Origin of the sequence: Cohnella zeiphila, assembly GCF_014212055.1 — a bacterium.
Classification (GTDB): domain Bacteria; phylum Bacillota; class Bacilli; order Paenibacillales; family Paenibacillaceae; genus Cohnella; species Cohnella zeiphila.
Genome location: NZ_JACJVO010000026.1, coordinates 1 through 26,984 on the forward strand (window position 1 = coordinate 1; position 26,984 = coordinate 26,984).

At 61.3% G+C, this 26,984-nt stretch carries 26 protein-coding genes; 3 read left to right on the forward strand and 23 right to left on the reverse strand.

From position 1 onward, the window contains the following. Positions 1 to 213: 213 nt before the first annotated feature. From lysS to H7C18_RS20765, 21 genes are all read right to left on the reverse strand, one after another. Positions 214 to 1,719, reverse strand: coding sequence for a lysine--tRNA ligase (gene lysS, locus H7C18_RS20665; protein WP_185131007.1), 1,506 nt, complete (start codon positions 1,717 to 1,719; stop codon positions 214 to 216). Between the two features lie 252 nt (positions 1,720 to 1,971). Then, positions 1,972 to 2,448 (reverse strand): transcription elongation factor GreA, encoded by a 477-nt coding sequence (gene greA / locus H7C18_RS20670; RefSeq protein WP_185131008.1) that lies wholly within the window; start codon positions 2,446 to 2,448, stop codon positions 1,972 to 1,974. Positions 2,449 to 2,691: 243 nt separating this feature from the next. Next, positions 2,692 to 3,717 (reverse strand): tRNA dihydrouridine synthase DusB, encoded by a 1,026-nt coding sequence (dusB, locus tag H7C18_RS20675; protein ID WP_185131009.1) that lies wholly within the window; start codon positions 3,715 to 3,717, stop codon positions 2,692 to 2,694. Positions 3,718 to 3,723: 6 nt separating this feature from the next. Then, positions 3,724 to 4,236, reverse strand: coding sequence for a 2-amino-4-hydroxy-6-hydroxymethyldihydropteridine diphosphokinase (gene folK, locus H7C18_RS20680; RefSeq protein WP_185131010.1), 513 nt, complete (start codon positions 4,234 to 4,236; stop codon positions 3,724 to 3,726). A 7-nt stretch (positions 4,237 to 4,243) separates the two neighbouring features. Continuing rightward, positions 4,244 to 4,636: a dihydroneopterin aldolase gene (gene folB / locus H7C18_RS20685; RefSeq protein WP_185131011.1), complete on the reverse strand. Its 393-nt coding sequence runs from the start codon at positions 4,634 to 4,636 to the stop codon at positions 4,244 to 4,246. Between the two features lie 2 nt (positions 4,637 to 4,638). Continuing rightward, complete coding sequence (gene folP / locus H7C18_RS20690; RefSeq protein WP_420481876.1) at positions 4,639 to 5,496, reverse strand: dihydropteroate synthase; 858 nt, start codon at positions 5,494 to 5,496, stop codon at positions 4,639 to 4,641. After that, positions 5,493 to 6,371 carry an aminotransferase class IV gene (locus tag H7C18_RS20695; RefSeq protein ID WP_185131013.1) on the reverse strand — a complete coding sequence of 293 codons (879 nt, stop codon included), beginning with the start codon at positions 6,369 to 6,371 and terminating at the stop codon, positions 5,493 to 5,495. The genes folP and H7C18_RS20695 overlap by 4 nt, the downstream gene beginning before the upstream one ends. Further along, positions 6,368 to 6,949, reverse strand: coding sequence for an aminodeoxychorismate/anthranilate synthase component II (gene pabA / locus H7C18_RS20700; RefSeq protein WP_185131014.1), 582 nt, complete (start codon positions 6,947 to 6,949; stop codon positions 6,368 to 6,370). Before pabA ends, H7C18_RS20695 begins: the two co-directional genes overlap by 4 nt. Before the next feature lie 39 nt (positions 6,950 to 6,988). Then, on the reverse strand, positions 6,989 to 8,563 hold the full coding sequence (locus H7C18_RS20705) for an anthranilate synthase component I family protein (protein WP_185131015.1): 1,575 nt from the start codon (positions 8,561 to 8,563) through the stop codon (positions 6,989 to 6,991). Positions 8,564 to 8,716: 153 nt separating this feature from the next. Next, positions 8,717 to 9,655, reverse strand: a complete 939-nt coding sequence (gene cysK / locus H7C18_RS20710) for a cysteine synthase A (protein ID WP_185131016.1) — start codon at positions 9,653 to 9,655, stop codon at positions 8,717 to 8,719. A gap of 146 nt (positions 9,656 to 9,801) precedes the next feature. Then, on the reverse strand, positions 9,802 to 10,842 hold the full coding sequence (locus H7C18_RS20715) for a peptidylprolyl isomerase (protein ID WP_185131017.1): 1,041 nt from the start codon (positions 10,840 to 10,842) through the stop codon (positions 9,802 to 9,804). A 15-nt stretch (positions 10,843 to 10,857) separates the two neighbouring features. Next, a complete protein-coding gene (hslO, locus tag H7C18_RS20720; protein WP_185131018.1) occupies positions 10,858 to 11,742 on the reverse strand; it encodes an Hsp33 family molecular chaperone HslO in 885 nt (294 codons plus the stop codon). Positions 11,743 to 11,824: 82 nt separating this feature from the next. Next, positions 11,825 to 12,589, reverse strand: coding sequence for a type III pantothenate kinase (locus H7C18_RS20725; protein WP_185131019.1), 765 nt, complete (start codon positions 12,587 to 12,589; stop codon positions 11,825 to 11,827). After that, positions 12,586 to 13,485 carry a carboxylating nicotinate-nucleotide diphosphorylase gene (nadC, locus tag H7C18_RS20730; protein WP_185131020.1) on the reverse strand — a complete coding sequence of 300 codons (900 nt, stop codon included), beginning with the start codon at positions 13,483 to 13,485 and terminating at the stop codon, positions 12,586 to 12,588. The genes H7C18_RS20725 and nadC overlap by 4 nt, the downstream gene beginning before the upstream one ends. Further along, entirely contained in the window at positions 13,478 to 15,091 is a 1,614-nt protein-coding gene (nadB, locus tag H7C18_RS20735) for an L-aspartate oxidase (RefSeq protein WP_185131021.1), read from the reverse strand. The genes nadC and nadB overlap by 8 nt, the downstream gene beginning before the upstream one ends. 69 nt (positions 15,092 to 15,160) lie before the next feature. Further along, entirely contained in the window at positions 15,161 to 16,099 is a 939-nt protein-coding gene (gene nadA, locus H7C18_RS20740; RefSeq protein WP_185131022.1) for a quinolinate synthase NadA, read from the reverse strand. A gap of 342 nt (positions 16,100 to 16,441) precedes the next feature. Then, entirely contained in the window at positions 16,442 to 18,460 is a 2,019-nt protein-coding gene (gene ftsH / locus H7C18_RS20745; protein WP_185131023.1) for an ATP-dependent zinc metalloprotease FtsH, read from the reverse strand. A 98-nt stretch (positions 18,461 to 18,558) separates the two neighbouring features. Then, positions 18,559 to 19,098: a hypoxanthine phosphoribosyltransferase gene (hpt, locus tag H7C18_RS20750; RefSeq protein WP_185131024.1), complete on the reverse strand. Its 540-nt coding sequence runs from the start codon at positions 19,096 to 19,098 to the stop codon at positions 18,559 to 18,561. Positions 19,099 to 19,140: 42 nt separating this feature from the next. Continuing rightward, the gene (gene tilS, locus H7C18_RS20755) at positions 19,141 to 20,583 is read right to left on the reverse strand and encodes a tRNA lysidine(34) synthetase TilS (RefSeq protein WP_185131025.1); all 1,443 of its coding nucleotides are present in this window, start codon (positions 20,581 to 20,583) and stop codon (positions 19,141 to 19,143) included. A gap of 17 nt (positions 20,584 to 20,600) precedes the next feature. Continuing rightward, a complete protein-coding gene (locus H7C18_RS20760; RefSeq protein ID WP_337913823.1) occupies positions 20,601 to 21,515 on the reverse strand; it encodes a protein kinase domain-containing protein in 915 nt (304 codons plus the stop codon). Further along, positions 21,499 to 22,254: a vWA domain-containing protein gene (locus tag H7C18_RS20765; RefSeq protein ID WP_185131026.1), complete on the reverse strand. Its 756-nt coding sequence runs from the start codon at positions 22,252 to 22,254 to the stop codon at positions 21,499 to 21,501. Before H7C18_RS20765 ends, H7C18_RS20760 begins: the two co-directional genes overlap by 17 nt. A 164-nt stretch (positions 22,255 to 22,418) precedes the next feature. Here H7C18_RS20765 and H7C18_RS20770 point away from each other — a divergent pair, with 164 nt between their 5' ends. Next, a complete protein-coding gene (locus H7C18_RS20770; RefSeq protein WP_185131027.1) occupies positions 22,419 to 22,859 on the forward strand; it encodes a carboxymuconolactone decarboxylase family protein in 441 nt (146 codons plus the stop codon). A 47-nt stretch (positions 22,860 to 22,906) separates the two neighbouring features. Next, positions 22,907 to 23,887: an RNA polymerase sigma factor SigJ gene (gene sigJ, locus H7C18_RS20775; protein ID WP_185131028.1), complete on the forward strand. Its 981-nt coding sequence runs from the start codon at positions 22,907 to 22,909 to the stop codon at positions 23,885 to 23,887. Here the strand turns inward: sigJ and H7C18_RS20780 are convergent. Beyond that, entirely contained in the window at positions 23,878 to 24,795 is a 918-nt protein-coding gene (locus tag H7C18_RS20780; RefSeq protein WP_420481877.1) for an SDR family oxidoreductase, read from the reverse strand. The genes sigJ and H7C18_RS20780 overlap by 10 nt on opposite strands. 677 nt (positions 24,796 to 25,472) lie before the next feature. Between H7C18_RS20780 and H7C18_RS20785 the strand changes: the two genes are divergently transcribed. Beyond that, the gene (locus tag H7C18_RS20785) at positions 25,473 to 26,456 is read left to right on the forward strand and encodes a helix-turn-helix transcriptional regulator (RefSeq protein ID WP_185131029.1); all 984 of its coding nucleotides are present in this window, start codon (positions 25,473 to 25,475) and stop codon (positions 26,454 to 26,456) included. On the opposite strand, the gene H7C18_RS20790 is transcribed toward H7C18_RS20785, so the two are convergent. Continuing rightward, on the reverse strand, positions 26,405 to 26,962 hold the full coding sequence (locus H7C18_RS20790; protein ID WP_185131030.1) for a cupin domain-containing protein: 558 nt from the start codon (positions 26,960 to 26,962) through the stop codon (positions 26,405 to 26,407). The two genes, H7C18_RS20785 and H7C18_RS20790, sit on opposite strands and share 52 nt — an antisense overlap. Between the last annotated feature and the right edge of the window lie 22 nt (positions 26,963 to 26,984).

Consider the following 26,984-nt stretch of genomic DNA (forward strand, 5'->3'; position numbering starts at 1 on the left):
GTTTTCAAGGAACAAGGTCTTTCTTGCAATCTCTTGCTTCATTCGTCTCTCTTCGCTGCCGTTCAGCGGCGACTTGAATAATATATCATAGTCCAAGGGGCGTTCGCAACTCTTTCCGCACATTTTTTGCGAAGTGAATAGTTGGTACCCGTTCCAGTGATCTAGAGAGGACAGAATCGGCCGTCCGAACCGACGGTCCGGCGGCCGATATCATCAATCTTCTTCGCGCATATGCGGGAACAGCAGAACGTCTCGAATCGAAGGCGAGTCCGTCAGCAGCATGATCAGGCGGTCGATGCCGATGCCCAGTCCGCCCGTCGGTGGAAGTCCGTATTCCAAGGCCCGGATGAAATCTTCGTCCAAATCCTGCGCCTCGTCGTTGCCGGCGGCTTTCTCGACCATCTGCGCCTCGAAGCGCTGGCGCTGGTCGATCGGATCGTTCAGCTCCGAGAACGCGTTGGCGTGCTCGCGCGCAACGATAAACAGCTCGAACCGGTCGGTAAAACGAGGATCTTTCTCGTTCTTCTTGGCGAGCGGAGAGATGGCGACCGGATGTCCCGTGACGAACGTCGGCTGAATGAGCGTATGCTCCACGAACGTCTCGAAAAACGCGTTGACGATATGGCCGAACGTCATATGCGGCTCGACAGGAACTTTGTGCTCCTTGGCGAGGCGATGCGCTTCCTCGTCGCTCATCTCGGCGGTAAAGTCGATGCCGACGGCTTTCTGTACGAGGGAGGTCATCGATTCGCGGCGCCATGGCGTCGACAGATCGACCTCTTGCCCTTGATAAACGATTTGGGTCGTGCCGAGCACGTCCTGGGCCAGATGGACGATCAAATCCTCCGTCAGCCGCATGATGTCTTCATAGTCGGCGTACGCTTCGTAAAGCTCCAGCAGCGTAAACTCGGGGTTATGCCGGGTGGAGACCCCTTCGTTCCGGTAAACGCGGCCGATCTCGTAGACTTTCTCCATGCCGCCGACGATCAGCCGCTTGAGGTGCAGCTCGATCGCGATCCGCATGTAAAGCTGCATGTCCAACGCATTATGGTGCGTAATGAACGGACGGGCCGCCGCTCCCCCCGCGATCGCATGCAGCGTCGGCGTCTCCACTTCCAGATAGCCGCGGTCGTCCAGGTAACGCCGCATCGACTGGATGATTCGCGAGCGGGTAATGAACGTTTTTTGCACGTCCGGATTGACGATCAGATCCACGTAACGCTGGCGGTACCGCGTCTCGACGTCCTTCAGCCCGTGGAACTTGTCCGGCAGCGGAAGCAGCGATTTGGTCAACACCTCGAGGTCGCTTACCTTGATCGAGGTCTCGCCCGTTTTCGTCTTGAAGACCGTGCCCTGAACGCCGATAACGTCACCGATGTCGAGCAGGTTAAAAGCCTTATACTTCGCTTCCGGAACCGAGTCGGCCCGTACGTAGATCTGGATTTTCCCGGTCAAATCCTGGATGTGCGCGAACGAAGCCTTGCCCATGACACGCTTCTGCATAATGCGGCCGGCTACGGCCACCGGCACGTTCAGCTCCTCCAGCTCTTCGGTCGACTTCGCATCGTATTCGGCCAGAATCGGGCCCGCTTGGTGCGTGCGATCGAACTTCACGCCGAACGGATCGATGCCGAGCCCGCGAAGCTCGTCCAGCTTCCCGCGCCGAATCTGCAGCAATTCGCTGAGTTCGACCGTTTCGGTCAGATTGCCTTGTTCCATCTGTGAACTTCCCCTTCACTTAAAAATTCCGTTTTTACTTAAAATTCCGTTGCATGGCGCCAACACTGCAAAAAAGCTTCCGAAGGAAGCTTCGAATCAAGCAAACCGGCCGCTCCGACCGGGGAGGACGCGAAGATGGCGCCGCAGTCAATCCCGGGCAGAGCCGTCGGCTGTCCGAATCGTGAAAAGGGCGATCAGCCGGGCCGTTCATGACGCCCTTCGCTGACCGCCATTCGTTGACTTGCTTCGGTCTTATTTCTTGATATCGACGATCTTGTATTGAATGATGCCCGCGGGGACGTTGACTTCGACGGTTGTGCCTTTCTTCTTGCCGATAATCGTGCGCCCGACCGGGCTTTCATTGGATATTCGGTTCTTCAGCGGATCGGATTCGGCGGTTCCGACGATCGTGTACTCGACCACGTCGCCGAACTCCAAATCCTCCACGACAACGGTGGACCCGATGCCGACCGTATCGAGATCGATCTCGTCGTTGTTGATGATTCGCGCGTTGCGAAGCATCTTCTCCAGCGTAATGATGCGGCCTTCGATGAAGGCCTGTTCGTTTTTCGCGTCTTCGTACTCCGAGTTCTCGCTGATATCGCCATATCCGATGGCGATCTTGATTCGCTCGGCCACTTCGCGCCGCTTGACCGATTTGAGATTCTCCAGTTCTTCTTCGAGCTTCTTCAACCCGTCCGGGGTCAGAAGGACTTCCTTATCGCTCATCTCACCGATCTCCTGTCGAAGGTATAATTTCCATGCGGAAGCATGATGGGGCCGCATCCAGCGCGTGTGGGCGGACCGCCGTATATCGCTTGACCGTAACGGACCGACACGATGGAAAGCAAAAGCAACCGATTACATGGCACCCGGTTGCGAATATTGTTAACGATTATATTTCAACCCCATGGAAATGTCAATTAGCGGAAAAGCCTGCCTCCGCAGTAAACTTTACCTGATTTTCCGGCTTTAGTGAACGAGCTGTCCGTCCTCCGAAGCCGCCGCCGATTCGGCCGCTTCCGCTTCGCCGAGGGAGGCGACATATTCCGCCAGCTTCGTCTCGACGGCCGAGCGCGCGGTCATTTCCATGATCTCGTTCTTGACCTTGGCCGCATCCGGCAGCCCTTTCAGGTACCAGGCCAGATGCTTGCGCATCTCGCGAACCGCCTGAGCCTCGCCCTTGAGATTGATCAAGCGGTCGAGGTGGAGCATCGCGATGCGTACCTTCTCGGCAGGGGACGGCTCCGGAAGAATCTCTCCCGTCGTCAAATAGTGGACGGTCCGATAGAGCATCCACGGGTTGCCGAGCGCGCCGCGCCCGATCATGACGCCGTCTACGCCGGTATACGAAAGCATCCGTTCCGCATCCTCGGGGGAGAAGACGTCCCCGTTCCCGATCACGGGAATGGATACGGCCTGTTTAACGTCCCTTATAATATCCCAGTTCGCATGGCCGGTATACAGCTGCTCGCGGGTACGCCCGTGCACGCTGACGGCCGCGCCGCCCGCGCGCTCGACGGCTTGGGCGTTCTCGACCGCATAGATGTGCTCATCGTCCCAGCCGATGCGCATCTTCACCGTGACCGGCTTCTTGGCGGCATCCACCGCATACGATACCATCTCGTAAATTTTGTTCGGGTCAAGCAGCCAGCGGGCTCCTGCGTCGCACTTCGTGACTTTCGGCACGGGGCAGCCCATGTTGATGTCGATAATGTCGGCGTTCGTGTTCCGGTCGACAAACCGTACCGCCTCCACCAGCGACTCCTTATCCCCGCCGAAAATTTGCAAGCTCAGCGGTTTCTCGCGCTCGTCGACGAACAGCATTTCCAGCGTCCGCTTGTTGCCGTGCAGGATCGCTTTGTCGCTGACCATCTCGGCGCACACGAGGCCGCAGCCGAACTCCTTGGCAATCAGACGGAAAGCCGGGTTGCAGACGCCGGCCATCGGTGCCAGGACGACGTTGTTGTTCATCTCGATATCGCCAATCTTCAACATCAATACTCACTCCTTTCGAATAGGAACCGCGCTTTCGGCCGATTCCCATTTGCGTATTCCATCCCGTCTCCGGGCTTCTTCCGATACGGCCTCCGGCCACGGAAACGGTTCTCCTTCCGATGGCCAGACGTCGCTCAGCGGCACCAGCACGAACGCCCGCTCCCCCATCCGGGGATGCGGGAGCGTCAATTCTTCGGTATCCGAACGGACGCCTTCATAGAGCAGCAGGTCCAGGTCGATCAAGCGAGGGCCCCATCGGATATTCCGCACGCGACCCATCTCCCGCTCGATGCCCAGCATCGCATGAAGCAGCTCCAGGGGGGACAAGCTCGTTCCAAGCGCAACCGCCATATTGAGAAAAGCGGGCTGGTCCGTATAGCCGACCGGGTCGGTCTCGTAAACGGACGAGGTCCGCCGCACCTCGATGCCTTCAATCTCGCCGAGACGGCGGATCGCCTCGCGCAGCGACTCTTCCCGGTCGCCCAGATTGGCGCCTAGCGCCGCATATGCTTCTTTCACGACTGCTTCAATCCTCTGCGGGAACGACGTTGCCGCTTGCGTCCCGGATTCTGCGAAGCTCGACCGTCACGCCGTCGAACGTAATGTCGAACGGAGGATTCGGCTTGGTCACCGACACGGCGGCTTCAATGATAATAGTATACGTACCGAGCACCGCGCTTGCAATGTTTCCGGCCAGCGTCTCGATCAGCTTGACGGGTTCCCCTTGGACGATCTTCTTGATCAGCTCGTGGATCTCCGCATAGTTGACCGTGTCGTTCACGTCGTCGGAACGCGCGGCGCGGGCGAGATCCAGCCGCAAATCCAAGTCGACGATGAATTTCTGACCGAGCTTATTCTCTTCCGGAAAAACGCCGTGGTACCCATAAAACACCATTCGCTTCAGCAGCATCCGATCCATCGTTACCAAACCTCCTTCGCCTTCTGACGGTAAGCGATCGCGTCCGTCATCGCCGCGACACGCTTGTTCTGTCTGACGTCGTGCACCCTTACGATCTGGCAGCCCTGCATGATGCCGAGCGCCGTCGTCGCGGCCGTGCCCTCAACCACATCCTCTGACGGCAGACCGAGCGTCGTGCGGATGACCCTTTTGCGGGAAGTGCCGAGAAGCACCGGGTAGCCGAGCGCGGCCAGCTCGTCCAAGCGGCCGAGCAGTTCGAGATCTTTTTCGTAATCTTTGGCGAAGCCGATTCCGGGATCGAGCCAAATATTCTCGTCGGCCACGCCGGCGGCATGGGCCCGTTCGACGCTCCGCTTCAGATCGTCCAGCACGTTCGGGACGAAATCGGCGTAGTCCCGTTCGTTCCGGTTGTGCATAAGGACGGCCGGGCATCCATACTCCGCAGCCAGCCGCGCCATTCCTTCATCGCGCCGGAATCCCCAGATGTCGTTCAGGATGTGGGCGCCCGCTTCCAGCGCCAGCCGGGCCGTCTCGGGCTTATACGTATCGACGCTGATCGGCAGCGCGACCGCATCGCGGACGGCGCGAATGACGGGAACGATACGCCGCGCCTCCTCCTCCCAAGGGACCGGTTCGTGCCCCGGACGTGTCGATTCGCCGCCGATATCGATGAGGTCCGCGCCTTCGTCCGCCATCGTTCGAGCCCGCTCCACCGCGGCATCCAGATCGTAGTAGCGTCCGCCGTCCGAGAAGGAATCGGGCGTGACGTTCAGAATGCCCATAATCAGCGTCCGCCGACCCAGCTCCAGCGTCACCCCTCCTGGAAGCGAGTATAGCCGTTCATAAAAGATAGGCCTCAAGACCATCCCCCCTGTTGCGCCTTGCTCCGGTATTCTTCCATCAATAGCTTCGTCCATTTTCCCACTTGCGGCCAGGTATTCAGGACTTCCCCTCCCGCGTTCTCCAACGCCGTGACCGGCACGATCTCCTGAATGGAGTTGGTGACGAAAATCTCTTCGGCGGACGGCAGGTCGTTCCACGCATACAGTCCCTCCCGCGTCCGCAGACCGCGGGAGGCCGCCAGCTCCCGCACGAACGCCGCCGTCACGCCCGCGAGCGGTCCCGCTTCCGCAGACGGCGAATGCAGCGTTTCATCCGCGATCCAAAGAACGTTGCTGACCAGTCCTTCCGATACGTACCCGCTCTCGTCCAGGAACAAACCTTCGACGCTCGGACCCGCTCCGGATGCGGCCAATTCCCGCTTGCCAAGAATATTGTTCATATAATGGAAGGATTTCAACCGGAACTCTCCTTCCGGTCCGGACCTGCGCAGGCGCAGCAGACGCAGCGTCTTGCAAGACCGGGTCCCCGGCTCGTCCGGCCCCAGCGGCTTGACGTAGACGATCTCGCGGGGAGAGCCGTAATCGCCTGCGGGAAGACCGAGTACGCCGTCCCCGGCCGAGACGCTCCAGCGCACGTAGGCGTCCGTCAAGCCGTTCGCTTCCGCCAGCCGGGCGACATCCGCCGCCATGCGGGCCGGATCCGGCTCATAACGGAACCCGAGCAGCCGGCAGCCTTCGGCGAGCCGCCGGGCGTGGCGTTCCAGCAGCCACGGACGCCCCCCGTACGTGCGGAACGTCTCGAACAAGCCCATCCCATACAGAAAGCCGTGATCGAAAACCGAGATCACGGCTTGCTCGCTGCTTCTTAATTGTCCGTCCAGAAGAACTTTCATGCGCGCATCCCCGACCGGTAGTCCAGAAAATTGCGCAGAATCGTCATTCCGCTGCCGGTCATGATCGACTCGGGATGAAACTGAACGCCCTCGACGACGTACTCTTTGTGCCGAAGTCCCATGATCACGCCGCCCTCCGTCTCCGCGCTGACTTCCAGGCAGTCCGGCAGCGTCTCCCGTTTGACGATCAGCGAATGATATCTCGTCGCCGTGAACGGATTTTCGAGACCGGCAAAGATCGTCTTGCCGTCGTGGAAGATGTCCGACGTCTTCCCGTGCATGAGCTCGTCCGCCCGCACGACATCGCCGCCGAACGCCTGTCCGATCGATTGGTGGCCGAGGCAAACGCCGAGAATCGGAATCTCGCCCTTGAACCGCTCGATCAAGCCCAGACTGACGCCCGCCTCGTTCGGCGTGCAGGGGCCGGGAGAGATCAGCAGATGGTCCGGCTTCCGCTCCGCGATGCCGTCCAGATCGATCTCGTCGTTGCGGAATACTTGAATATCCTGCCCGAGCTCGCCGAGATATTGCACCAGGTTATACGTGAATGAATCGTAATTGTCGATGACCAGAATCATGAAACTTCCTCCTTCGGCCTCGCCGTGCCGTCCGCCTTCTTAAGCTTCGCCGCTCTGCCGTTCTCCGTACTGCACCGCTTTCCAAAGCGCCTTGGCCTTGTTCAGGCATTCATAGAACTCCCGCTGCGGATCGGAATCGATGACGATGCCCGCTCCCGCCTGAATATGGCAGATGCCGTCCTTGATCGCCATGGTTCGGATAATAATATTAAATTCCATATTGCCCGAGTAGTCAATCCACCCGAGCGAGCCCGTGTACGGCCCTCTGCGGACGGGCTCCAGTTCCTCGATAATCTCCATCGTGCGGATCTTCGGCGCGCCCGTAATCGTTCCGCCCGGAAAAGCCGAAGCCAGCACGTCGAATGCGTCTTTGCCCGGGGTCAGCGCCCCTTCCACCTGCGATACCAAGTGCATGACATGCGAGTAGCGCTCGATCGTAAGCAGCTCCGGCACCTTCACCGTGCCGTAGGCGGCGACTCGGCCAAGATCGTTGCGCATCAGATCCACGAGCATGATGTGCTCGGCCCGCTCCTTGCTGCTGGAGAGCAGTTCGCCGGCCAGCTCCCGGTCCTCTTCGTCGGTACGGCCTCTCCGCCTTGTTCCCGCGATCGGCCGGGCGCTCATCCGCTCTCCCTCCAGCTTCGCCAGCAGCTCCGGAGATCCGGAGACGAGCGTAAAATCCGGAAAGCGAAGAAAGCCCATGTATGGGGACGGATTGACCTTGCGGAGCCACTCGTACAAGTCTTCGGGGCGGCTGCGGACCGGAAGGCTCTGGCGCAGCGACAGATTGACCTGGAAAACGTCGCCTTGCGCGATGTACTCCTGAATGCGGCGGACTGCCCTCATGAAATCGTCTTTGGAAGTAGCGGTTCGAATTCCCTCATAGGCTTCCACGTCCATGTGCATCCGATCCCGTTCCATGGCCGCGCGCATCTTTTCGAGGAACGTCCGGGCCTCCTCGCTCTCCGAGTCGCGGACGACTCCGTCCCAGAAGCGCTTCATCTCTTCCACGCGGGCGGCGGCGGCCTCGTGTGCGGACGACAGCTCGGCGAGCGAAGGCGCCGGAACGTGAATCGCGCAGATCAGCTCCCGCAAATCATGGTCGACGATCCATAACTCATCCATCAGCAGAAAGGCGTAATCGGGAAGCCCGAGATCGCCGAGCGCCAAATCCGGAAGGCGCTCCAGCGAGCGGACGACGTCGTAACCCCAGAAGCCGACGCAGCCGCCGACGAACTTCGGCGCATCCGGAATCCTGGGCGCCCGGTGCCGAGCCATCCAGCCGCGCACGAGCTCAAGCGGCGGCCCTTCCATCGTCTCCGTTCGCCAGCCGCCGTTCTCTCGCTCGTCCGGCACGGACGCCGAAGCGAGACTGCCGGTGCCGCGAATGACGGCGCTCGGCCGCAGGCCGAGGAAGGAGTAGCGGCCCGCCCGGCCGCTCTCCAGCACGAATGCATGCTCCCCCGCTTCCTCCCAAGCGCTGCGCCACAAGGACGGCCGGTCTTCTCCCGGAGCCAGCCGATACTTGCGCAGATAAGGCAGCTTGGTGAACGAGCCTGCGGGCTCTCGAATCCATTGCTCCCATTGCCTCTTAGACGTCCATGCTGCCTCCAAGCCGATCCCCCCGCGATAAAATCCCCCGTGCGTCGTAGCTTATTCCGATTACTTTCGGGGGCCCCCCGATTTAGATCCGATCTGCTCATAAAAAATCCCGACCCGCAGCGAAGCGGATCGGGATCGCGGCCGTAGCCGTAGCTGGTCTCGATATTAGTTATCGAAGTTGAACAGCGGCGTGCTCAGGTAGCGCTCGCCGTTGGACGGAACGACTGCGACGACGCGCTTGCCGGCGCCCAGTTCCTTGGCAACCTTGATTGCGGCCGTAATGGCGGCGCCGGAGGAGATGCCCACCAGCAGGCCTTCCTTCTTGGCGACCGTACGAGCCATTTCGAACGCTTCCTCGTTCTCGATCGTAACGATCTCGTCGTAAATCTCCCGGTTCAGAATGTCCGGAATGAAGTTCGCGCCCAGCCCTTGAATCTTGTGCGGGCCCGGCTTGCCGCCCGACAGAATCGGAGATGCGGCCGGTTCGACGGCGACAATCTTGATGTTCGGGAAGTTCTTCTTCAGCACTTCGCCCGCGCCGGAGATCGTGCCGCCCGTTCCGATACCGGCAACGAACGCGTCAAGCTTGCCGTCCAGCGAATTGATCGCTTCCACGATCTCTGGACCGGTCGTCTCGCGGTGGATCTTCACGTTGGCCGGGTTCTTGAATTGCTGCGGGAGGAAATAGCCCGGATTCTCGGCTACGAGTTCTTCGGCTTTCTTGACGGCGCCGTTCATGCCTTCGGATCCCGGCGTCAGAACGAGCTCCGCCCCATAAGCGCGAAGCAGGTTGCGGCGCTCCAAGCTCATCGTTTCCGGCATCACGAGAATGGCGCGGTAGCCCTTGGCCGCGGCAACCATCGCCAGACCGATGCCGGTGTTGCCGCTCGTCGGCTCGACGATCGTATCGCCCGGCTTCAGCTTGCCTTCCTGCTCCGCCACTTCAATCATGCTGATCGCGATGCGATCTTTAACGCTGGAGCCCGGGTTCTGGTATTCCAGCTTGACGTAAACTTCCGCGATGCCTTCCGGCACGACGCGATTCAGGCGGACAAGCGGAGTATCGCCGATCAGTTCGGTGACGCTCTGTACGATTCTTGCCATGACCAATTCCCTCCCAAAATGAGGGAGCGCCACCGACGCTCCCGTGCCTTAATCCGACTAAATCAGTCGGCATTCATCTTTTCCCATCTTATCAACGATAAGTACGATTGTCAATAGCGATGATCCTTCTTGTATCAAGCATATGTTTAAGGCTTCAGCTCTTTGTCGAAAATCACGGCCTGATACTTGTCCAGAAGCGACTGCTCCAGATCCGCCATCGGCGCGGCGCGGCTAAGCGCAACCTGGCGGCGGGCCTCCCGGCGGGCCGATTGGGCGTCCATTCCGGGCTTCTCGTTCTTGCCGTTCAATTCAACGATCTCGTAACCGTTCTCCGTTCGAACCGGCCCTGTCGCTTGCCCGACGTCCAGCTCTCCCGCGGCTTCGAGAAGAGCTTGGTCCGCAAAAGGATCGTCGGCTTCCACCCAGCCGAGATCGCCTCCGCCGTCCGATGTATTCTTATCCGTCGAATAAGCTTTCGCGAGCTTCGCGAAGTCTTCTCCTTGTTCCAACCGGCTCAGCAACGCCTGAGCCTGCTTCTCGCTCGGCAGCACGATGTGGGCCAGCTTCCATTCGATTCGCGGCCCGAAATCCGCTTGATGCTCGTCGATATACCGATCGATATCGGCATCCGCCACCTTGACCGACCGAATCGCCAGCTCTTGAAGCTCCAGCTGGTATTTGGCATCCCGGCGAAGCTCGTCCCGGTTCATGCCGAGCTGCGTCTGCATCGCGTCGTAGAACGACGATTCGCCGCCGTAGTTCTCGCTTCTGGCGCGCAGCTCCTGATCCACTTCCTCGTCCGTTATCTTGATCCCCTTTGCGTCCGCTTCTTGTTCGACCGCAATCCGCAGCATCATCTCCCGCAGCGTCTGCGCTCCTTCTTCCGCCATCAGCTCATTCACCAGCTGCTCGCGGGTAATGGAAGTTCCCGCGATCGCCGCCACCGCATCCTCGCCGGCATTTTCCGCCGTGCCTTTCGCGCCTTCGCTCTCGGCGTCTCCGGAGACGCCGGCCACTCCGGAGACGCCGGTCACTCCGGCGATGCCGGGAGCTCCGCTCTGCGGTCCCCCGGAAGAAGGGGAGTCCGCCTCTCCGCCCGAATTCGACTGGCAACCGGTCTCTCCCAACAGGATGCACAAGATGGCCAGCAGAACGAACGGCCCGCTCAGCCGCCTCGTCCGCTCCATGATCTCCATCCCCCTTTACGATTCGGGAATGGCGCGGCTTCTCAGCTCTTCGAGCTGGGCCGCGTCAAATCGGTAGGTTTCATTGCAGAAGTGGCAGTGCGCTTCCGCTTGGCCGTCTTCCTCGATCATTTTCCGCAATTCTTCCGATCCCAAGCTGATCAATGTGCGCTCTACCCGCTCCCGGCTGCACTGGCAGACGAACCGCGGCTCCGCCGTCTCGTGAATCGTCAGATCATCCCCGACCAGGAAGCGAAGGATCTCTTCCGGAGACTCCCCTTGATCCAGCAGCGCCGTTACCGGCGGCATCGCGGCGACGGCACGTTCCAGCCTCGCAAGCTGCTCCTCGGACAGACCGGGCATGACCTGCACAATGAAGCCGCCGGCATGGAGGACAGACTCGTCCGTGTCGACGAGAACGCCCAGCCCGACCGCCGACGGCGTCTGCTCGGACGATGCAAAATAATAAGTGAAATCCTCGGCCAACTCGCCCGAGATGAGCGGAACGCTTCCGCGATAAGGTTCCTTGAGCCCCAAGTCCTTCGTCACGTGAAGATATCCGGTTCGACCGACCGCCCCGGCGACGTCCAGCTTGCCTTGCGCGTTGCTTGGCAGATGAACGCGCGGGTCGTCGACGTACCCGCGTACCTCGGCCGCCGCGTTGGCGTCCACGACAATCTGGCCGAGCGGTCCGTCGCCCTTGATCTGCACGGTCAGCTTCTCGCCGCCCTTGAGCATCGCTCCCATCATCGCGGCGGCCGTAGCCGTCCGTCCGAGTGCGGCGGTCGCGGTCGGGTACGTTCCGTGCCTGCGCTGCAGTTCTCCGACGAGCTGCGTCGTCCGCGCGGCGAACACGCGGATTCCGCCGTCCCAGGCGGTTCCCCGCACCAGTAGATCGTTCATGCTTCGTCCCCTTCCTTTCTTTTTGCCGAAGCCGCCCCCTTCGTTCGTCGTTCCTTCCGGTGCGGGGCGGTCCGGTCTTGCTTTAAACGTTCCGTTCGTAAAGCAGACGAAGCCCTTCCAGCGTCAGCATCGGATCGACATGATCGATCGTCTCCGCCTCTTCCGCGATAAGCTCCGCCAACCCCCCGGTCGCCACGACTTTCGGCCTTACCTGGTGCTCGCGGCGAATGCGGTGCACGATGCCGTCCACTTGGCTGGCATAGCCGAAAATAAGACCCGATTGCATCGCCGCCACCGTATTCCGTCCGATGACCTGACGAGGCTTGACCAGCTCGATGCGAGGCAGCTTCGAGGCCCGTTCGTACAGCGCTTCCGCCGAGATGCCGATTCCCGGCATGATAACGCCGCCCAAATACGCGCCCGACGGATCCAGATAATCGAACGTCGTCGCCGTGCCGAAGTCGACCACGACGAGCGGGGCTCCATAGCGCTCCAGTCCGGCGACCGCGTTGACGATCCGGTCCGCTCCGATCTCTTTCGGATTCTCGTAGCGAAGATTGAGCCCGGTCTTGATGCCCGGCCCGACCACCATCGGCTCGTGTCCGGCATATTCGCGGAACATCCGCTCCAGCGTCGGAACGAGCGGGGGGACGACGCAGGCGAGAATGACGCCTTCGATCTCCTCCTTGCGGACGCCCGCCAGCTGAAACAGATTGGACAGCAAAATCCCATATTCGTCCGCGGTGGCGGAACGGTTGGTACTCAATCGCCAGTGGCGCCCGAGCGAGGAACCTTCGTAAAGGCCAAGCACGATGTTGGTATTCCCCACATCGACGACCAGAATCACGCCGGGTCCCCCGCTTTCTTCTCATTCAAGTCCAAGCTGATGTCGAGCGCTTCGAACGAATGCGTCAACCCGCCCACCGAGATGACGTCGACGCCGGTCGCGGCCACTTCCCGGACCCGCTCCCGGCGCATGCCCCCGGAAGCTTCGAGCACGACATGGGGCGCGATCCGCCGGACGGCGGAGACCGCTTCCGTCATCGCTGCGGAATTCATATTGTCCAGCATGACGATGTCGGCCCCGGCGCGCGCTCCTTCTTCCGCCTGGGCCAGCGATTCCGCTTCGATCTCGACTTTCATCGTATGGGGAATGCGCCGTTTGGCGGCGGCAATGGCCGCGGAGACGCCGCCCGCCGCCTTGATGTGGTTGTCCTTGATCAGCACCGCATCAAACAGGCCGAACCGGTGATTCGCCCCGCCCCCGACGCGCACGGCATACTTCTCCAACGTGCGGTGTCCCGGCGTCGTCTTGCGCGTATCGGCAATGCGCGCGGGGTACCCTTCCGCCGCGTCAACGAACGAGCGGGTGACCGTGGCGATGCCCGACATCCGTTGCAGCAGGTTCAGCGCCAGACGCTCCCCGGTGAGGATGCTGTGCGTCGAGCCTTCCACCACGGCGAGAACGCGGCCGCGCTCGATCCGCTCCCCGTCTTTCGCTTGCGAATCCACTTGAAGCGAGGGGTCGACGACTTCGAAGACGAGCCGCGCGACCGGCATCCCGGCCAGAATGCCGGAAGCTTTCGCATGAATGATCGCCCGCGACTGATGGCCCTGCGGCACCGTCGCCATCGTCGTTACGTCCCCGCTCCCGATATCCTCGGCCAGCCAGGCGCGAATCTGAGCCCGCACCGCTTCCAGCGCCGGCCCGGCGACGTTCCAGTCGCTCTCGCGTTCAAACATTTTCCAGCGCCTCCTCGCCGATCGCTTTTTCCCGTTCCATGATCGTATGTTTCTGCCATTCCCGGTCGTTCCGCTCAGGGAAATCTTCCCGATAATGAGCGCCTCGGCTTTCTTCCCGGTTCAGGGCCGCTTCCGTCATCAACAGCGCGCAGGTAAGCAAATTGGCGAATTCCAGCTCTTCCCGCTTCGTCAGTGCGGACTGATACAGGGGAAGCTGCCGCTTCAGCTCATCCATTCCTTTAAGCAGCCCTTGGCGGTTCCGCCGAAGCCCGACGTAGCGGACCATCGTCTTCTGCAGCTTCAGCCGGCGTTCCACGACAGCCCCCATCGGCGCGGCTTGGCGACCGCCCTTGCATTCAGCGGAGAACTTCCCTTGGAGCGGCGAAAGCTCCCGAATCCGGTCTACGATGCGCCGGCCGAATACGATCGCTTCCGAGAGCGAATTGCTCGCCAGCCGGTTCGCGCCGTGAACGCCGGTCGACGACACTTCCCCGCAGGCGAACAGCCGCTTGAGACTGGTCTCGCCGTTCAGGTCCGCGCGAACGCCGCCCATCATATAATGAGCCGCCGGAGCGACCGGAATCCAATCCGTCGTCATATCGAGCCCGTAGTTCAGGCAGAATTCGTAAATGGTCGGAAAACGGTGCCGGATAAGTTCCGGAGATTCGTGCGTAATGTCGATATACACGTAGGTCGACTGGGTCTCTTCCATCTCGCTGAGGATGGCCCGGGCCACGACGTCGCGCGGCGCCAATTCGAGCAGCGGATGATATTTGTCCATGAACCGCTCTCCCCGGATGTTGCGCAGGTAAGCTCCTTCGCCGCGAACCGCTTCCGAAATGAGAAATCTCGGCGCGCCGGGATAGCAGAGCGACGTCGGATGGAACTGATTGAACTCCATGTCCCGGATGACCGCGCCCGCCCGGTAAGCCATGGCGATGCCGTCTCCGGTCGCCACCTCCGGGTTGGTCGTATACCGGTACAGCTGGCCCGTGCCGCCCGTACACAGGATGACCGCCTTGCCGCGCACCGCGACGCGGCTCCCGTCCGGACGCTGCACGAGAACGCCGTAGCAGGTTCCGTCCTCGGTCAGCAAGTCGAGCGCGAAGTGTTCATCCCACAGCTCGATCCGGTCGTTCGTCTGCACTTTCTGCGCCAACGCGCGGACGATCTCGAATCCCGTCGCATCTCCGTTCGCGTGCAAAATACGGCGCTGACTATGAGCTCCCTCTTTCGTCAGCGCGAAGTGTCCGTCTTCTTCGTCGAAAATCGTTCCGTACCGAATCAGCGCCTTCACGCCTTCCGGCCCTTCATGCACGAGCACGTCGACGGCCGCGGGATCGCAGAGGCCCGCTCCCGCCAGCAGCGTGTCCTGGCGGTGGAATTCGGGCGAGTCTTCCTCGGAGATGACCGCCGCGATACCCCCTTGGGCATACCGGGTGTTGCTGTCGAACAGCGACTTCTTCGTAATCATCAGAACGCGTTCCGTCTCGCTGGCGCCCATCGCCGCGAACATGCCGGCGATGCCCCCGCCGATCACGATGACGTCGGTCTCTTTGACCGGAAGCCCGTCCAGCTCAAAATCGACCAAATAACGTGGGATCATGTATGAGGACTCCTAACCAGTGGATTCGGGCGGCAAGCCGCACGTCGAACCAAGATGCGCAAAGCCGCGTTACTTGACGAGCAGCATGCGTTCCAGCGACTGGCGGGCTTTGTCGGCCACGTCCTCCGGCACGTAAATTTCCGGCTGCATCGTCTCGAGGGCGCGCACGACTTTCTTCAGGTTGTTGACTTTCATGTTCGGACAGACCAGGAATTTGGACGCAAAATGAAACGTCTTGTCGGGACTATCCAATCTCAGCTGGTAGCCGGTTCCGTCCTCGGTCCCGACGATAAATTCCTTATGGCTCGATTCGCGGCAGTATTTGAGAATGCCGGTCGTGCTGCCGACGAAATCCGCCATGGCCACGACTTCCGGACGGCATTCCGGATGGACGACAAATTCCGCGTTCGGATATTTCTCGCGCATCTCGACGACGTCCTTCACCGTCAGCATGTCATGGGTGTTGCAATAGCCTTCCCAGATGATCATCTTCTTGTCGGTGAATTGGGAGACGTAGTGGCCCAGGTTTTTGTCCGGGCACCAGATGATCTCGTCGGCGTCCACCGAATTGACCACTTTGACCGCGTTGGCCGACGTGCAGCAAATGTCCGTCTCCGCCTTCACGTCCGCGGAAGAGTTGATATAGGTGACGACCTTCGCGTTCGGATGCTTCGCTTTGAGCTCGCGCAGCCCGATCGGGTTGACCATATCGGCCATCGGACAGCCCGCGCGCTCGTCGGGCACGAGCACCGTTTTGTTCGGGGCGAGAATTTTGGCGCTCTCTCCCATAAAGTGTACGCCGCAAAACACGATCACGTCGGCGTCCGTCTGGGCCGCCTTCTGAGCCAGCAGGAACGAGTCGCCGCGGAAATCGGCCACTTCCTGAATCTCGTCGCGCTGGTAGTAATGGGCGAGAATAATGGCGTTCCGCTCTTTCTTGAGCTTCAGCAGCCGTTCGCGAAGCTCGCGGTTCTGCTCCGCTTTTCGCTCCAAGGCCAATGTTTCCATGATGAGTCTCCTCCCTGCGGCTCTTCGCCGGGGTCTAATGTTGTAAATACGCGATCCGCTTGGCGCGCATTGAGTTTGTGAATATTGGCACAAAGGTGGGGGCATCTATAGCCCTATTGTGCGCTGAGCGGCGCTGTTTAACAATAAATTTACACTCGCGATGTACCGCTGTCAATTGAAGATTGACAAAAAGGCGGAGGTGATTTTAGGACTTTGCCCGCAATCGGAACTTCGGACCGGCAGGGTCCTGCGAACGCAACGAAGCCTCCGCGACCCCACTGGGGGGGCGGAGGCTTCGGAGCGAGGAATCGCGGCGACGTTCGGCCGGATTCCGGTGCTTTCTTATTTCGGGTCGTCGGGGTTGTCGCCGTCCACCCGTTGATCCGGGGGCGGCGGAACGGGTTCGTCCTCGCGCGTTTGGATGCGCACCCGCACGTTGCCCATCGTGTCGACGTTCGGCTCGAGCGCCGTCGGCTCGGATTCGGAAGAGGAACCGTTCGATCCTTCGCCTTCTCCGCCTTCCGTCGTGCCCCGCTCGATCAAGCTCTTGATCTGCTCGAGCTCGAGCGTCTCCTGCTCCAGCAAGGTGTTCGCCAGCAGGTGAACCGCCGCGCTCTTCTCGGTCAAAAGCTTCTTCGCCCGGGCGTAGCAATCCTGGATGATCGTCTGCATCTCCTGGTCGATCTCGTAGGCGATCTTGTCGGAGTAGTTCTGCTCGTGGCCCAGGTCGCGTCCGAGGAACACTTGCCCTTGCGAGCTGCCGAACTGCATCGGCCCGAGCTTATCGCTCATGCCGTACTCCATGATCATGCTGCGCACGATGCCCGTCGCCTGCTTGAAGTCGCTGTAAGCGCCGGTGCCGATCTCGCCGATGAACAGCTCTTCGGCGACCCGGCCGGCCAGCAGCCCAGTGACCTTGTCGAGCAGCTCTTGCTTCGTCACCAGCATGCGGTCTTCCTTCGGCAGCATGATGACATAGCCGCCCGCGCGGCCGCGCGGAATGATCGTGACCTTGTGCACCATGTCGGCATGCTCGAGGAAGTAGCCGACGATCGTGTGGCCGGATTCGTGGTACGCCACGATCCGCTTCTCGCGATCGCTGATGACGCGGCTCTTCTTCTCCGTGCCGACAATGACGCGGTCGATCGCTTCGTCGACTTCGAGCATCGCGATGTCCTTCTTGTTCCGGCGCGCCGCGAGCAGCGCGGCTTCGTTCAGAAGGTTCTCCAGGTCGGCGCCGGTGAAGCCGGTCGTCCGCTTGGCGATCGTGTCCAGCTTAACGTCCTTGTTCAGCGGCTTGTTGCGGGCGTGAACCTTGAGCACCGCTTCGCGGCCCTTGACGTCCGGACGGTCGACCGTGATCTGGCGGTCGAACCGGCCCGGGCGGAGAAGCGCCGGGTCGAGAATGTCGGGACGGTTGGTCGCGGCCACGATGATGATGCCTTCGTTGGCGCCGAAGCCGTCCATCTCGACGAGCAATTGGTTGAGCGTCTGCTCGCGCTCGTCGTGTCCGCCGCCGAGGCCCGCGCCCCGCTGACGGCCGACCGCGTCGATCTCGTCGATGAAGATGATACAGGGCGCGTTCTTCTTCGCGTTCTCGAACAAGTCGCGAACCCGGGAAGCGCCGACGCCGACGAACATCTCGACGAAGTCGGAACCGGAGATGCTGAAGAACGGAACTCCGGCTTCGCCCGCGACCGCCCGCGCCAGCAGCGTCTTACCGGTACCCGGAGGACCGACGAGCAGGACGCCCTTCGGAATGCGGGCGCCGAGGGAAGCGAACTTGCGCGGATCCTTCAGGAACTCGACCACTTCGACCAGTTCCTGCTTCTCTTCGTCCGCGCCCGCCACGTCCTCGAAGGTGACTCGTTTCTTCTCTTCATTATAAAGACGGGCGCGGCTCTTGCCGAAATTCATTACCTTGCCGCCGCCGCCTTGCGCCTGATTGATCAGGAAGAAGAACAGGATGAACATGATCACGAACGGGATGATCGATGTCAGGAACGTCAGCCAGAAGCTCTCGCCCTTCATCTTGTGGAACGTGATCTGGGCTCCGTTGTTCATGGCCGTATTCGTCAAATCCTGCACTGCATAGTCGGCAAGAGGGAATCGTCCGCCGAACGCATCGCTCTTCTGAGTCGCTGGTTTGGCATCCTCTTTATAGTGACCGGTAATGAGGTAGGAGCCGCTGTCAATCTGCAGGCTGATGTCCTTGACTTTATCCTGCTGAATGATCGCGACAAGCTGATTGTAGTTCAATTCCTCCGTCGTTTCGCTCTGCTTGATGAAGAATTGAACGATACCGACGGTCACCAAAAAGATAAGCAAATAAAAGCCTGTGTTGCGGATGATCCGATTCATCCCTGACCTCCTCCCGACACGCTTACATCATTTTACCATAGCCTGTCTTGGCATCACAATAGAAGCGGCTGACGCGCGAACGACGGATTATTCCGCGGTCAGCTCGAGTAAATCTCCGGTTTCAAAATGCCGACATACGGCAGATTGCGGTACTTCTCCGCGTAATCGAGCCCGTATCCGACGACGAAGGCGTCGGGGATGACGAAGCCGGTGTAGTCGGCGTTCAGATCGACGGTCCGGCGGCCCGGCTTGTCGAACAGGGCCACGACCCGAACGGACAGCGCGTTGCGGCGCTCAAGCACGTCGATCAGGTAGCTGAGCGTGAGTCCGCTGTCGATAATGTCCTCGACGATGAGAACGTCCCGGCCCTCCACCGACGTATCCAAATCCTTGACGATTCTCACTTCTCCGGACGACCTCGTCGAGTTGCCGTAGCTGGAGACGGCCATGAAGTCGAGGGCGATCGGCACAGTGATATTCTTGGCCAAATCGGCCATAAAAATAAAGGCGCCCTTCAACACGCAGATGACGAGCGGGTTGCGCCCCTCGTAATCGCGGCTGACGGCGGCACCCAATTCACGGACCTTCTCTTGAATCTGTTCTGCCCGGTAAAGAACTTCCCGAATGTCATTCTGCAACGATAGGACCTCCCAGTCCGATTAATACACGGTATGATGACGTTACTCCGAACATGCAGCCCTTTCCTCGCGGCCGGTCCGAAAATCTCCGTTCAGGACGACGCGGACCGTCGTCCTGGTGCCCGCGTTCGGCAGCGCATGGCGCGAACGTCTTAACCCGGGAAGCCAGAGAATCTTTCCTTCCGCGTCGGCAAGCAGCGGCCATTCGTCGCGGGCGGACTTTGGAATCTTGGCGTCGACGAACATATCTTGCACTTTTTTGGAGCCGTTTAGTCCAACCGGCTCGATCCGGTCTCCGGGCCGCCGGCTGCGGACGGTCAGCGGGAGGGCAAGCTCCGCTTCGTCGAACGCCGCTTCCCAGCGGGAAGCCGGCGGGCCCGCGCCCGGGCCGTCCTCGCGGCTGAATCGAAGAACGGCCCGGGCGTCCGCGACGGCCACTTCGCCGTCGAGCTCGCGCACCTGGGCCTCGAACGGTTCCCGCGCCGGCTTCGGCGGGCCGATGTACACGTCGTCGTAATCGCGGGCGAGCGCCCAGCCTCCGCCCAGATCGATTCGGGCGACGGCGGGACGCTCGGCGGCGATCGCGGCGACCGCTTCCTCGATCCTCTCATAATCCGGAGATCCGCATGACGGCTTAACGTACTTCAATATTAGTTTAATCAATCTTCGTTGTAAAGCGACGTGAAGGCCGCGGAACCGCCTGCGGTCCAGCGTCCAGCCCTCCCCCGAGCGCGCGGCCGTTTCGGCAAGCGCTTTTCCCGCCTCCGCTTCCATATAATCGTTCTCGCCCGACGCCATGTCCGCCAGCCTCAGCAGCGAAGCCCGGAACTGCGGATTGTATCGTTCCAGCAGGGGCAGCGCCGCGAGCCGCACCTCATTTCGGAAATAGTGGGTGTCGGCGTTGCTGCTGTCCACGGCGTACGGAACGCCATGCCTCTCCGCGTATTCGACGAGCTCTCTCTTGGGTATACGCAGCAAGGGGCGAACGAGTTCCAATTCCTTTTCGGCGCGGCGTGCCGGAATTCCTGCCAGCCCGGCAATCCCGGTTCCCCGGATGAGCCGCATCAGCAACGTCTCGGCCTGATCGTCGGCGTGATGGCCGAGCGCGATCGCTCTCGCGCCGTGGCGGCGGGCGACTTCGGTCAAATATTCGTACCGCTTCTCGCGGGCCGCTTCCTGCGTGTTCATCCCGGTCGAAGCGATGTAGGCGGGGACGTCGATCGCCGCGGATTCGCAAGGAATTCCCCAGCTTGCCGCCGTCCGCTTCACCAAATCCTCTTCGGCGTCCGCTTCGGCTCCGCGAAACCGGTGGTTGACGTGGGCGGCGACGACCGCAAAGCCGTCGGCCTCCGCCATCCGCCGGAGCAGGTGAAGCAGCGTCATCGAATCGGGTCCCCCGGACACGGCCGCGACGACGATCGCGCCCGGGGAGCGCCACGGATCCCCGCGAGTGCCCTCCTCGATTCGCATCAGCAGCTCGTCCACCGGCTTTCTCTCCTTTGTCACAATTGAAGTAGCAAGTAGGCGGCGGCGGAAACGCACAAGGCGACCGAAAAGACGAACAGTCCCGTGATCCAGCCGGGAATTTTGGCCGCGGGCACGTCTTCCGTCCGATGAAGGCAAGCTCGCCAGACATCGCAAGCTTCGTTCGAATCGGCGAATCGGCCGTGTATCGCCTTCTCGAACCACGACTCCATCGGCTTGAGCGCCGTATGGGTCCGGACAAGCGTCATCAAATCCTCCGGGCTCCGGTTCTGCGGCAGCACCGTCCGGGTAAGGCTCATCAGCCGCTTTCCGTCCAGGACGTGAATCCACAGCACGGCCGCCGCGAACCAGTCGTAAGCCGGATCGGCCGTACGGCTTCCCGCGCCCCAGTAGCCGCGATCGTAAATCTCCGTGAATTGGCGCACGCTCCGCCCGGCCGCCGTCATCCCGCCGTAATCGACAAGCGCCAACCGGCCGTAATCGGTTACGAGAACGTTGTCGTTTTTGAGGTCCCCGAACACCAGTCCCGAATCGTGAAGCTCCGCCAGGCGGCGCAGCAGCCGGTAGCCGATCACCCCGAACCACTGCGCGCCATGGCGCCTCAGATAGGACCGGACCGAAGCGCCCGGAACGTATTGCATCGCATAAAAAGGAACGTCGCGACCCTGCAGGGCGGCGTCGTCCACGTCAAGCAAAAAAGGCGGGCGCTTCCGCTCGCGCCGGTCGAGCGACATCAGCGCGTTGGCTTCGGCCTGAAGCTCCGCCGGTTCGTTGCCGATCTTGACCGCGCAGGCGGCGCGGCCGCTGGAAGCCAGGTACACCTGGCCGTTCGAACCGGCGCCCAGCAAGCGCTCCAGCCGATAGGTTCTGCCGTTCCACTTGCCCCGCAATATCGTACCCGGCGGCAGCCCGGTATCAGACGACGTAGTCACTCCGCACCCCATCCGTATCGTCCCGCTTGGTCGGCAGAGACGGCCGTTCTGTCTCCCTATTGATCTTACCACACGTTTCCCGGAAAAACGCAACGACCCGCATCAAAGCCGGTCCGGTCGGCGTCGTCCCGCGCATGCGCAGGCGTCCGAACAGCGATTCGATCCTCGCGCTGGCATCGGTCCAGCCGCTGTCGACGACGCACGGCTCGTGGTCGGAATCGCCCGGGAAATGGAACACGGCGATCGCGCTGTCTCCGGCTCTGGCTTGCAGGCTCAGCGACAGATCGCGAATCGCCTCCGTCACGGCTCCCAGCTTCGGCTTCATGCTGGCGCTGGCATCGATCAGAAGCGCGACGCGCAGCGGCGCCGTCTCTCCCATGTCTTCCATGACGCGCACCACGTCGGAGCGCTTCTCCGGCGGCAGGGCGGCGACCGACTCGATGCCGAACAGCTGCTGCAGCTCCTGGTTGACCGCCTGCCGGATCGTTCCGACGACCGTCTGGCGCGTCATCATCTGAACTGTCTGCGACAGCTGCCGGGACGAGACGATGCGGCTCATGCCGCCCCCGGCCCGGGCGATCTCGGCGATCTCCGCCGCTCCGTGCTCCCCGATGCTTCCTTCGTCGACGACCCCTGCGACGTTGACGGTAATGCCCTCGGCCAGCGCCTGGGCGGCCGCGACGACCGGACTCTCGCCCACGTTGGAGCAGCCGTCGGTAATGAGCAAAATTTGATTCATGGCACTCACATGCTCCTTCCACTCTCGACTCTATTAATATTTTCGCCAAGAGATGGAAGAAATAACCGCAAGCGGAGCGGCCGCGATTGTCACAAAACCGAAGGCCCCTTTGTCTATGTTATCGGAAGGCTATTTTGAAGAGTGAATAAAGGAGGAGTTTGCCCATGCAAACCCGAATGAACTACCGAAGCGTCAATCCCGAAGCTTTCAAGGCGATGCTGGCTTTGGATCATTTCGCGAGCAGCCGCGGAATCGAGCCCGAGCTGTACGAGCTCATCAAAATCCGCGCGTCGCAAATCAACGGCTGCGCTTTTTGCCTCGACATGCATACGAAGGATATGCTGAAAATGGGCGGCTCGATCGAACGGGCCGTGCTCGTCTCGGTGTGGCGCGAAGCTCCGTGCTTCAACGATGCGGAGAAGGCCGCGCTCGAGCTGACCGAATGCCTGACCCGGCTGCCGGAAGCCGGCGTGCCGCAGGAAGTGTACGACCGGGCGAGGAAATACTACGACGAGAAGGAATTCGTCGACTTGATCATGGCGGTCAACGCCATCAACAGCTGGAACCGGCTCGGCGTCGCGACGGGGATGTTCCCGGACATTTGATGTCGAACGGGGCGTGAGTCGGTACCGGCGGAAGGGAATGAGGTTCGATGGAAAATCAATGGGAGGACCGGACAGCCTCCCCCGGGGGCGCAGAAGGAACCGGGGACATCGAGCTGTGGTATCGGGAATACCGCCCGTATCTGTTCACGATCGCGTACCGGATGCTCGGGACGGTGTCCGACGCGGAAGACATCGTACAGGATTTGTTCCTGTCGCTCTCCGCGGCGGCGGCCGCTCCCGGCGGAGAGCCGATCCGCCGGGAGAAAGCGTATTTGGCCCGAATGGCCGTCAATCGGTGTCTCAACTTCCTGAACTCGGCGGCCAAACGGCGGGAGACGTACGTCGGGCCCTGGCTTCCGGAGCCGCTCGTCGACACGGCGAACCCTCTTCCCCCGGATGCCGCCGAGCGCGGCGAGGCAGTGTCCTATGCTTTTATGGTCTTGCTCGAACGGCTCGCTCCCGCGGAGAGAGCCGTCTTCGTGCTGCGCGAGACGATGGGCTACGAATACGCGGAGATCGCTTCGCTCGTCGGGAAGAGCGAAGCGAACTGCCGGCAGTTGTTCAGCCGGGCTCGGCGCAAGCTGGACGCCGAACGATCCGAGGAGACGAAGCCGATGGCCGGGCGGGAGCTCGTCTTGGTACGGCGATTCGTCGCTGCGTTTAGAGGCGGCCGTGCCGACGAGCTGGTTCGCCTGCTGGCCGACGACGCCGTCATGTTCACGGACGGCGGCGGCAAAGTCCGCGCGGCGATCAACCCGATCTACGGGCCGGACCGCGTGGAGAAGCTGCTCAGCCGTATCGCCTTCAGCCGGCTCCATACTTCCCGGCTGACCGAGGTTCCGATCGCCGGGGGCATCGGCCTCGCCGCCTGGGACGAAGACCGCCTGACGGCGTTCTTCTGCTTCGAGTGGTCCGAAGGAGACGAGCACGGGAACCGCGCGCTGCGCAGGATCTACAACCTTTTCAATCCCGATAAGCTGGCCGGCGTGAGACTCGCGCTGCCGTCGCCGGGACCTGCTCAGTCGTAGAATCCTCGCTCCTTCGCATACCTGCCCCAGTGGGGCCGTCCGCCGTCCGCGTCCGGGTAGCCGTATTCCTCCGATAAATCCCAGGAGGCGAAGACGCCGCCCGACTTGGACGCGCGGTCGGGGTCGGCGGCGATATGGACGATGCCGCGGGCCATCAGATAGGGCGTCTCCGACATGATGAAGTTCGGATCGATCTTGGCGGCCTCCCGCCAATTCTGTTCGGTGACCCCGAAATGATCGAGCATCGCTTCCGAGCGAAGGAAGCCGGGGGTGACCGCGAGCGCCTCGACTCCATACGGCTTCAGGTCGGCCGCCATCGCCTGGGCCAGGTGGATGGCCGACACTTTCGCCAAGCTGTAGTACAGATTGCCTCGATAGCGATAGTCCCAGCCGTCCGTCACCTCGACGACGAGTCCCTGTTTGCGGGCGACCATCAGCGGGGCGGCAACGTGACTCGTGATCATGTGCGTGAACACGGACCGCCGCTGGGTGCGAAGACCGTTGTCCAGGTCGTGCTCCCAGAACCTTTTCTCCCAATCGTTCAACGGATCGCTGCCCCAAATGTCGTTTACCAAAATATCCAACCTTCCGTCCTGCTCATCCGCCACCTGCTCGAACAGCGCCTTGACTTGCTGCACGTCCTCATGGTCGGTTCGTACCGCGATGCCGCGTCCCCCTCGCGCCGTCGCCAGCTCCGCCGTCTCCTCGATCGTCTCGCTGCGTCCCATGTCCGAAGGCTTCCCTCTTACGCTTCTGCCGGAGCAGTATACCGTAGCGCCCGCTTCTCCTAGCGCAACCGCGATCGCCCGTCCCAAGCCTCTCGTCGCACCGGCGACCACGGCGACCTTGCCTTCCAGCGTTCCCTTCATTTTTTCGCTCCAGCCGCCTTTTCCGCTTGTCTCGTTCATGACATGATTCCTCCTTGAGGTAGATAGGCATCGGCTCTTTGCCTGCCGCTTCCTCATCTTACGCCGTGAATCCGGACATCCTTTGTCATATTTAAGTGGTACAATAACAGTGGAACCGACACGTGCCCGCTATCCTTTGCAGGATGAGCTTTGACATGGGAAGATTTGGATGAACGACGAATAGTGCGGAGCTGAACGACCCGGCAGCAGTGTCTCGTCCAAAAACCTGCCTCTCGTGCTGAACCTGACTCTTGTGCAAAACCTGACCCTTGTGCAGAACCTGATTCTGTGCAAAACCTGGCTCGTGTGCAAAACCTGCAAATCTGCAGTTTTTAAGGCGGTAACCACTGCAATGGCATGCCAAACCTGCAAAATTACAGGTTTTTATGGTTGATTACCCGTTTGCCGGTGGAAAGAGGACAAAAGCCTGCATATTCGCAGGAATTTCCCGAATGAGCGGCAAGTTGGCTTCAAATTCCTGCATTTTTGCAGTTTTGAGGCTGACTAGCGAGCGGATGCGATTGTGTGGTCGACGGGTGACGGCTGAGCGGATGCGATGGTGTGGTCGACGGGCGCCGGCTGAGCGGATGCGATTGTGTGGTCGTCGGGTGACGATCCGAGCGCGACAGACCGGAAAACAATCGGCTATATGGCGGAACGAAGGAGGCGATGGGCTCATGCGAGCGGACCGGTTACTGGCGATCCTGCTTTATCTGCAGGCGCACGGGCAAGCGACGGCGCGCGAATTGGCGGAGCGGCTGGAGGTGTCCGAGCGGACGATTCAGCGGGATATGGAAGCTTTGTGCGCGAGCGGCATTCCGCTGCATGCGGTAAGAGGCGCGCGCGGAGGGTGGGTGCTGCCCGAAAGCTACCGTTCCCGGCTGACCGGGCTCACGACGGGAGAGATTCGGGCGCTCACGATGCTGCAGGCGTCCAGCGTCGTCCGGGATTTGACGCTGGGAGCGGACGCGGCGGGCGCGCTCGCCAAGCTTCTCTCGGCGCTTCCGGCGGACAAGCGCGCCGAAGCGGAATTCGCTCGGCGGCATCTGCATATCGACGGCGCGGGGTGGCATGGGGAGCGGACGCAGTCGCCCTGGCTGCAGACGGTGCAGCAGGCCGTCTGGGAGGGACGCGTTCTGCGGATTCGCTATGCGTCGGTCCGGCAGGCGCCGAACGAGGAGACGCCGTGGCGGGAAGTTCGGCCGTGGGGGCTTGTAGCCAAGAGCCAAGCGTGGTATTTCGCGGCCGAGAACGAGGGGGAGGAGGAACTTCGAACGTACCGGGTGTCGCGGCTTCAAGCCGCCGAATTGACCGGAACGACGTTCGAGGTTCCGGCGGACTTCGATTTGGCGGCATGGTGGGAGCAGTCGACGCGAAGCTTTCGCGAGAGGCTGCCCCGGTATCCGGCCGCTGTCCGAATCCGGGAGAACGAGTGGGAGCGGTTCTGCAAGGAAATCTATGTCAACGTCGGGAGCTCTCAAACTCCGACGGGAGGATGGATCGAGGCCAAGGTCGACTTCCATACGCTGGAGTCGGCCCGGGACTTGCTTCTGGGCTACGGCGCATCGGCCGAAGCGTTGGCGCCCGAAGCGCTGCGCGAGGCGATGCTTCAGACAGCGGGGGAGATTCTGAGCCTATACGGACCGTCGCGGCTCGCATAGGCCGGCTGCCAGTAGTCATGAACCGGCCCTTTCTCTCCGAATACGGGGTCGGTCTCCGGCATCGGAACGCTCGCGATCGCCGCTCGGGCCGCCTCGGCCGGCAAGTCGTCTTCGGTGTGCAGATTCCATTCCATGCCGTTCGGATAGGCGCCCGTCACTTTGAAGTCGGCGCTCGCCAGGATGCGGCGATGGCCCGTGCCCGCCGGGAGTACCAGAACGTCTCCCGTTTCCAGCTCGACGTCGATGCCCCGCTCGCCTCCGACCCGCACGGTGGCCGATCCGCTCACCACCCCGAGCGCCTCGTGCGTGTTCGTATGGAAGTGCGTATAACCATAGATCCCGTCCGTCCATTCGCCGAGCCAACGATGCTCGCGAAAGACGGCGCCGATTCGGGACGGATCTTTTCGGAACGCTCCCGCATAACGAATGACCGGAAGGTCCGGATGATTGGGGGCGTCCTCCGCTTCTCTCAGCCGAATGCATTGAACTTCGATCGTTGCGCTCATTTGTTTTCCTCCTATGGGCATG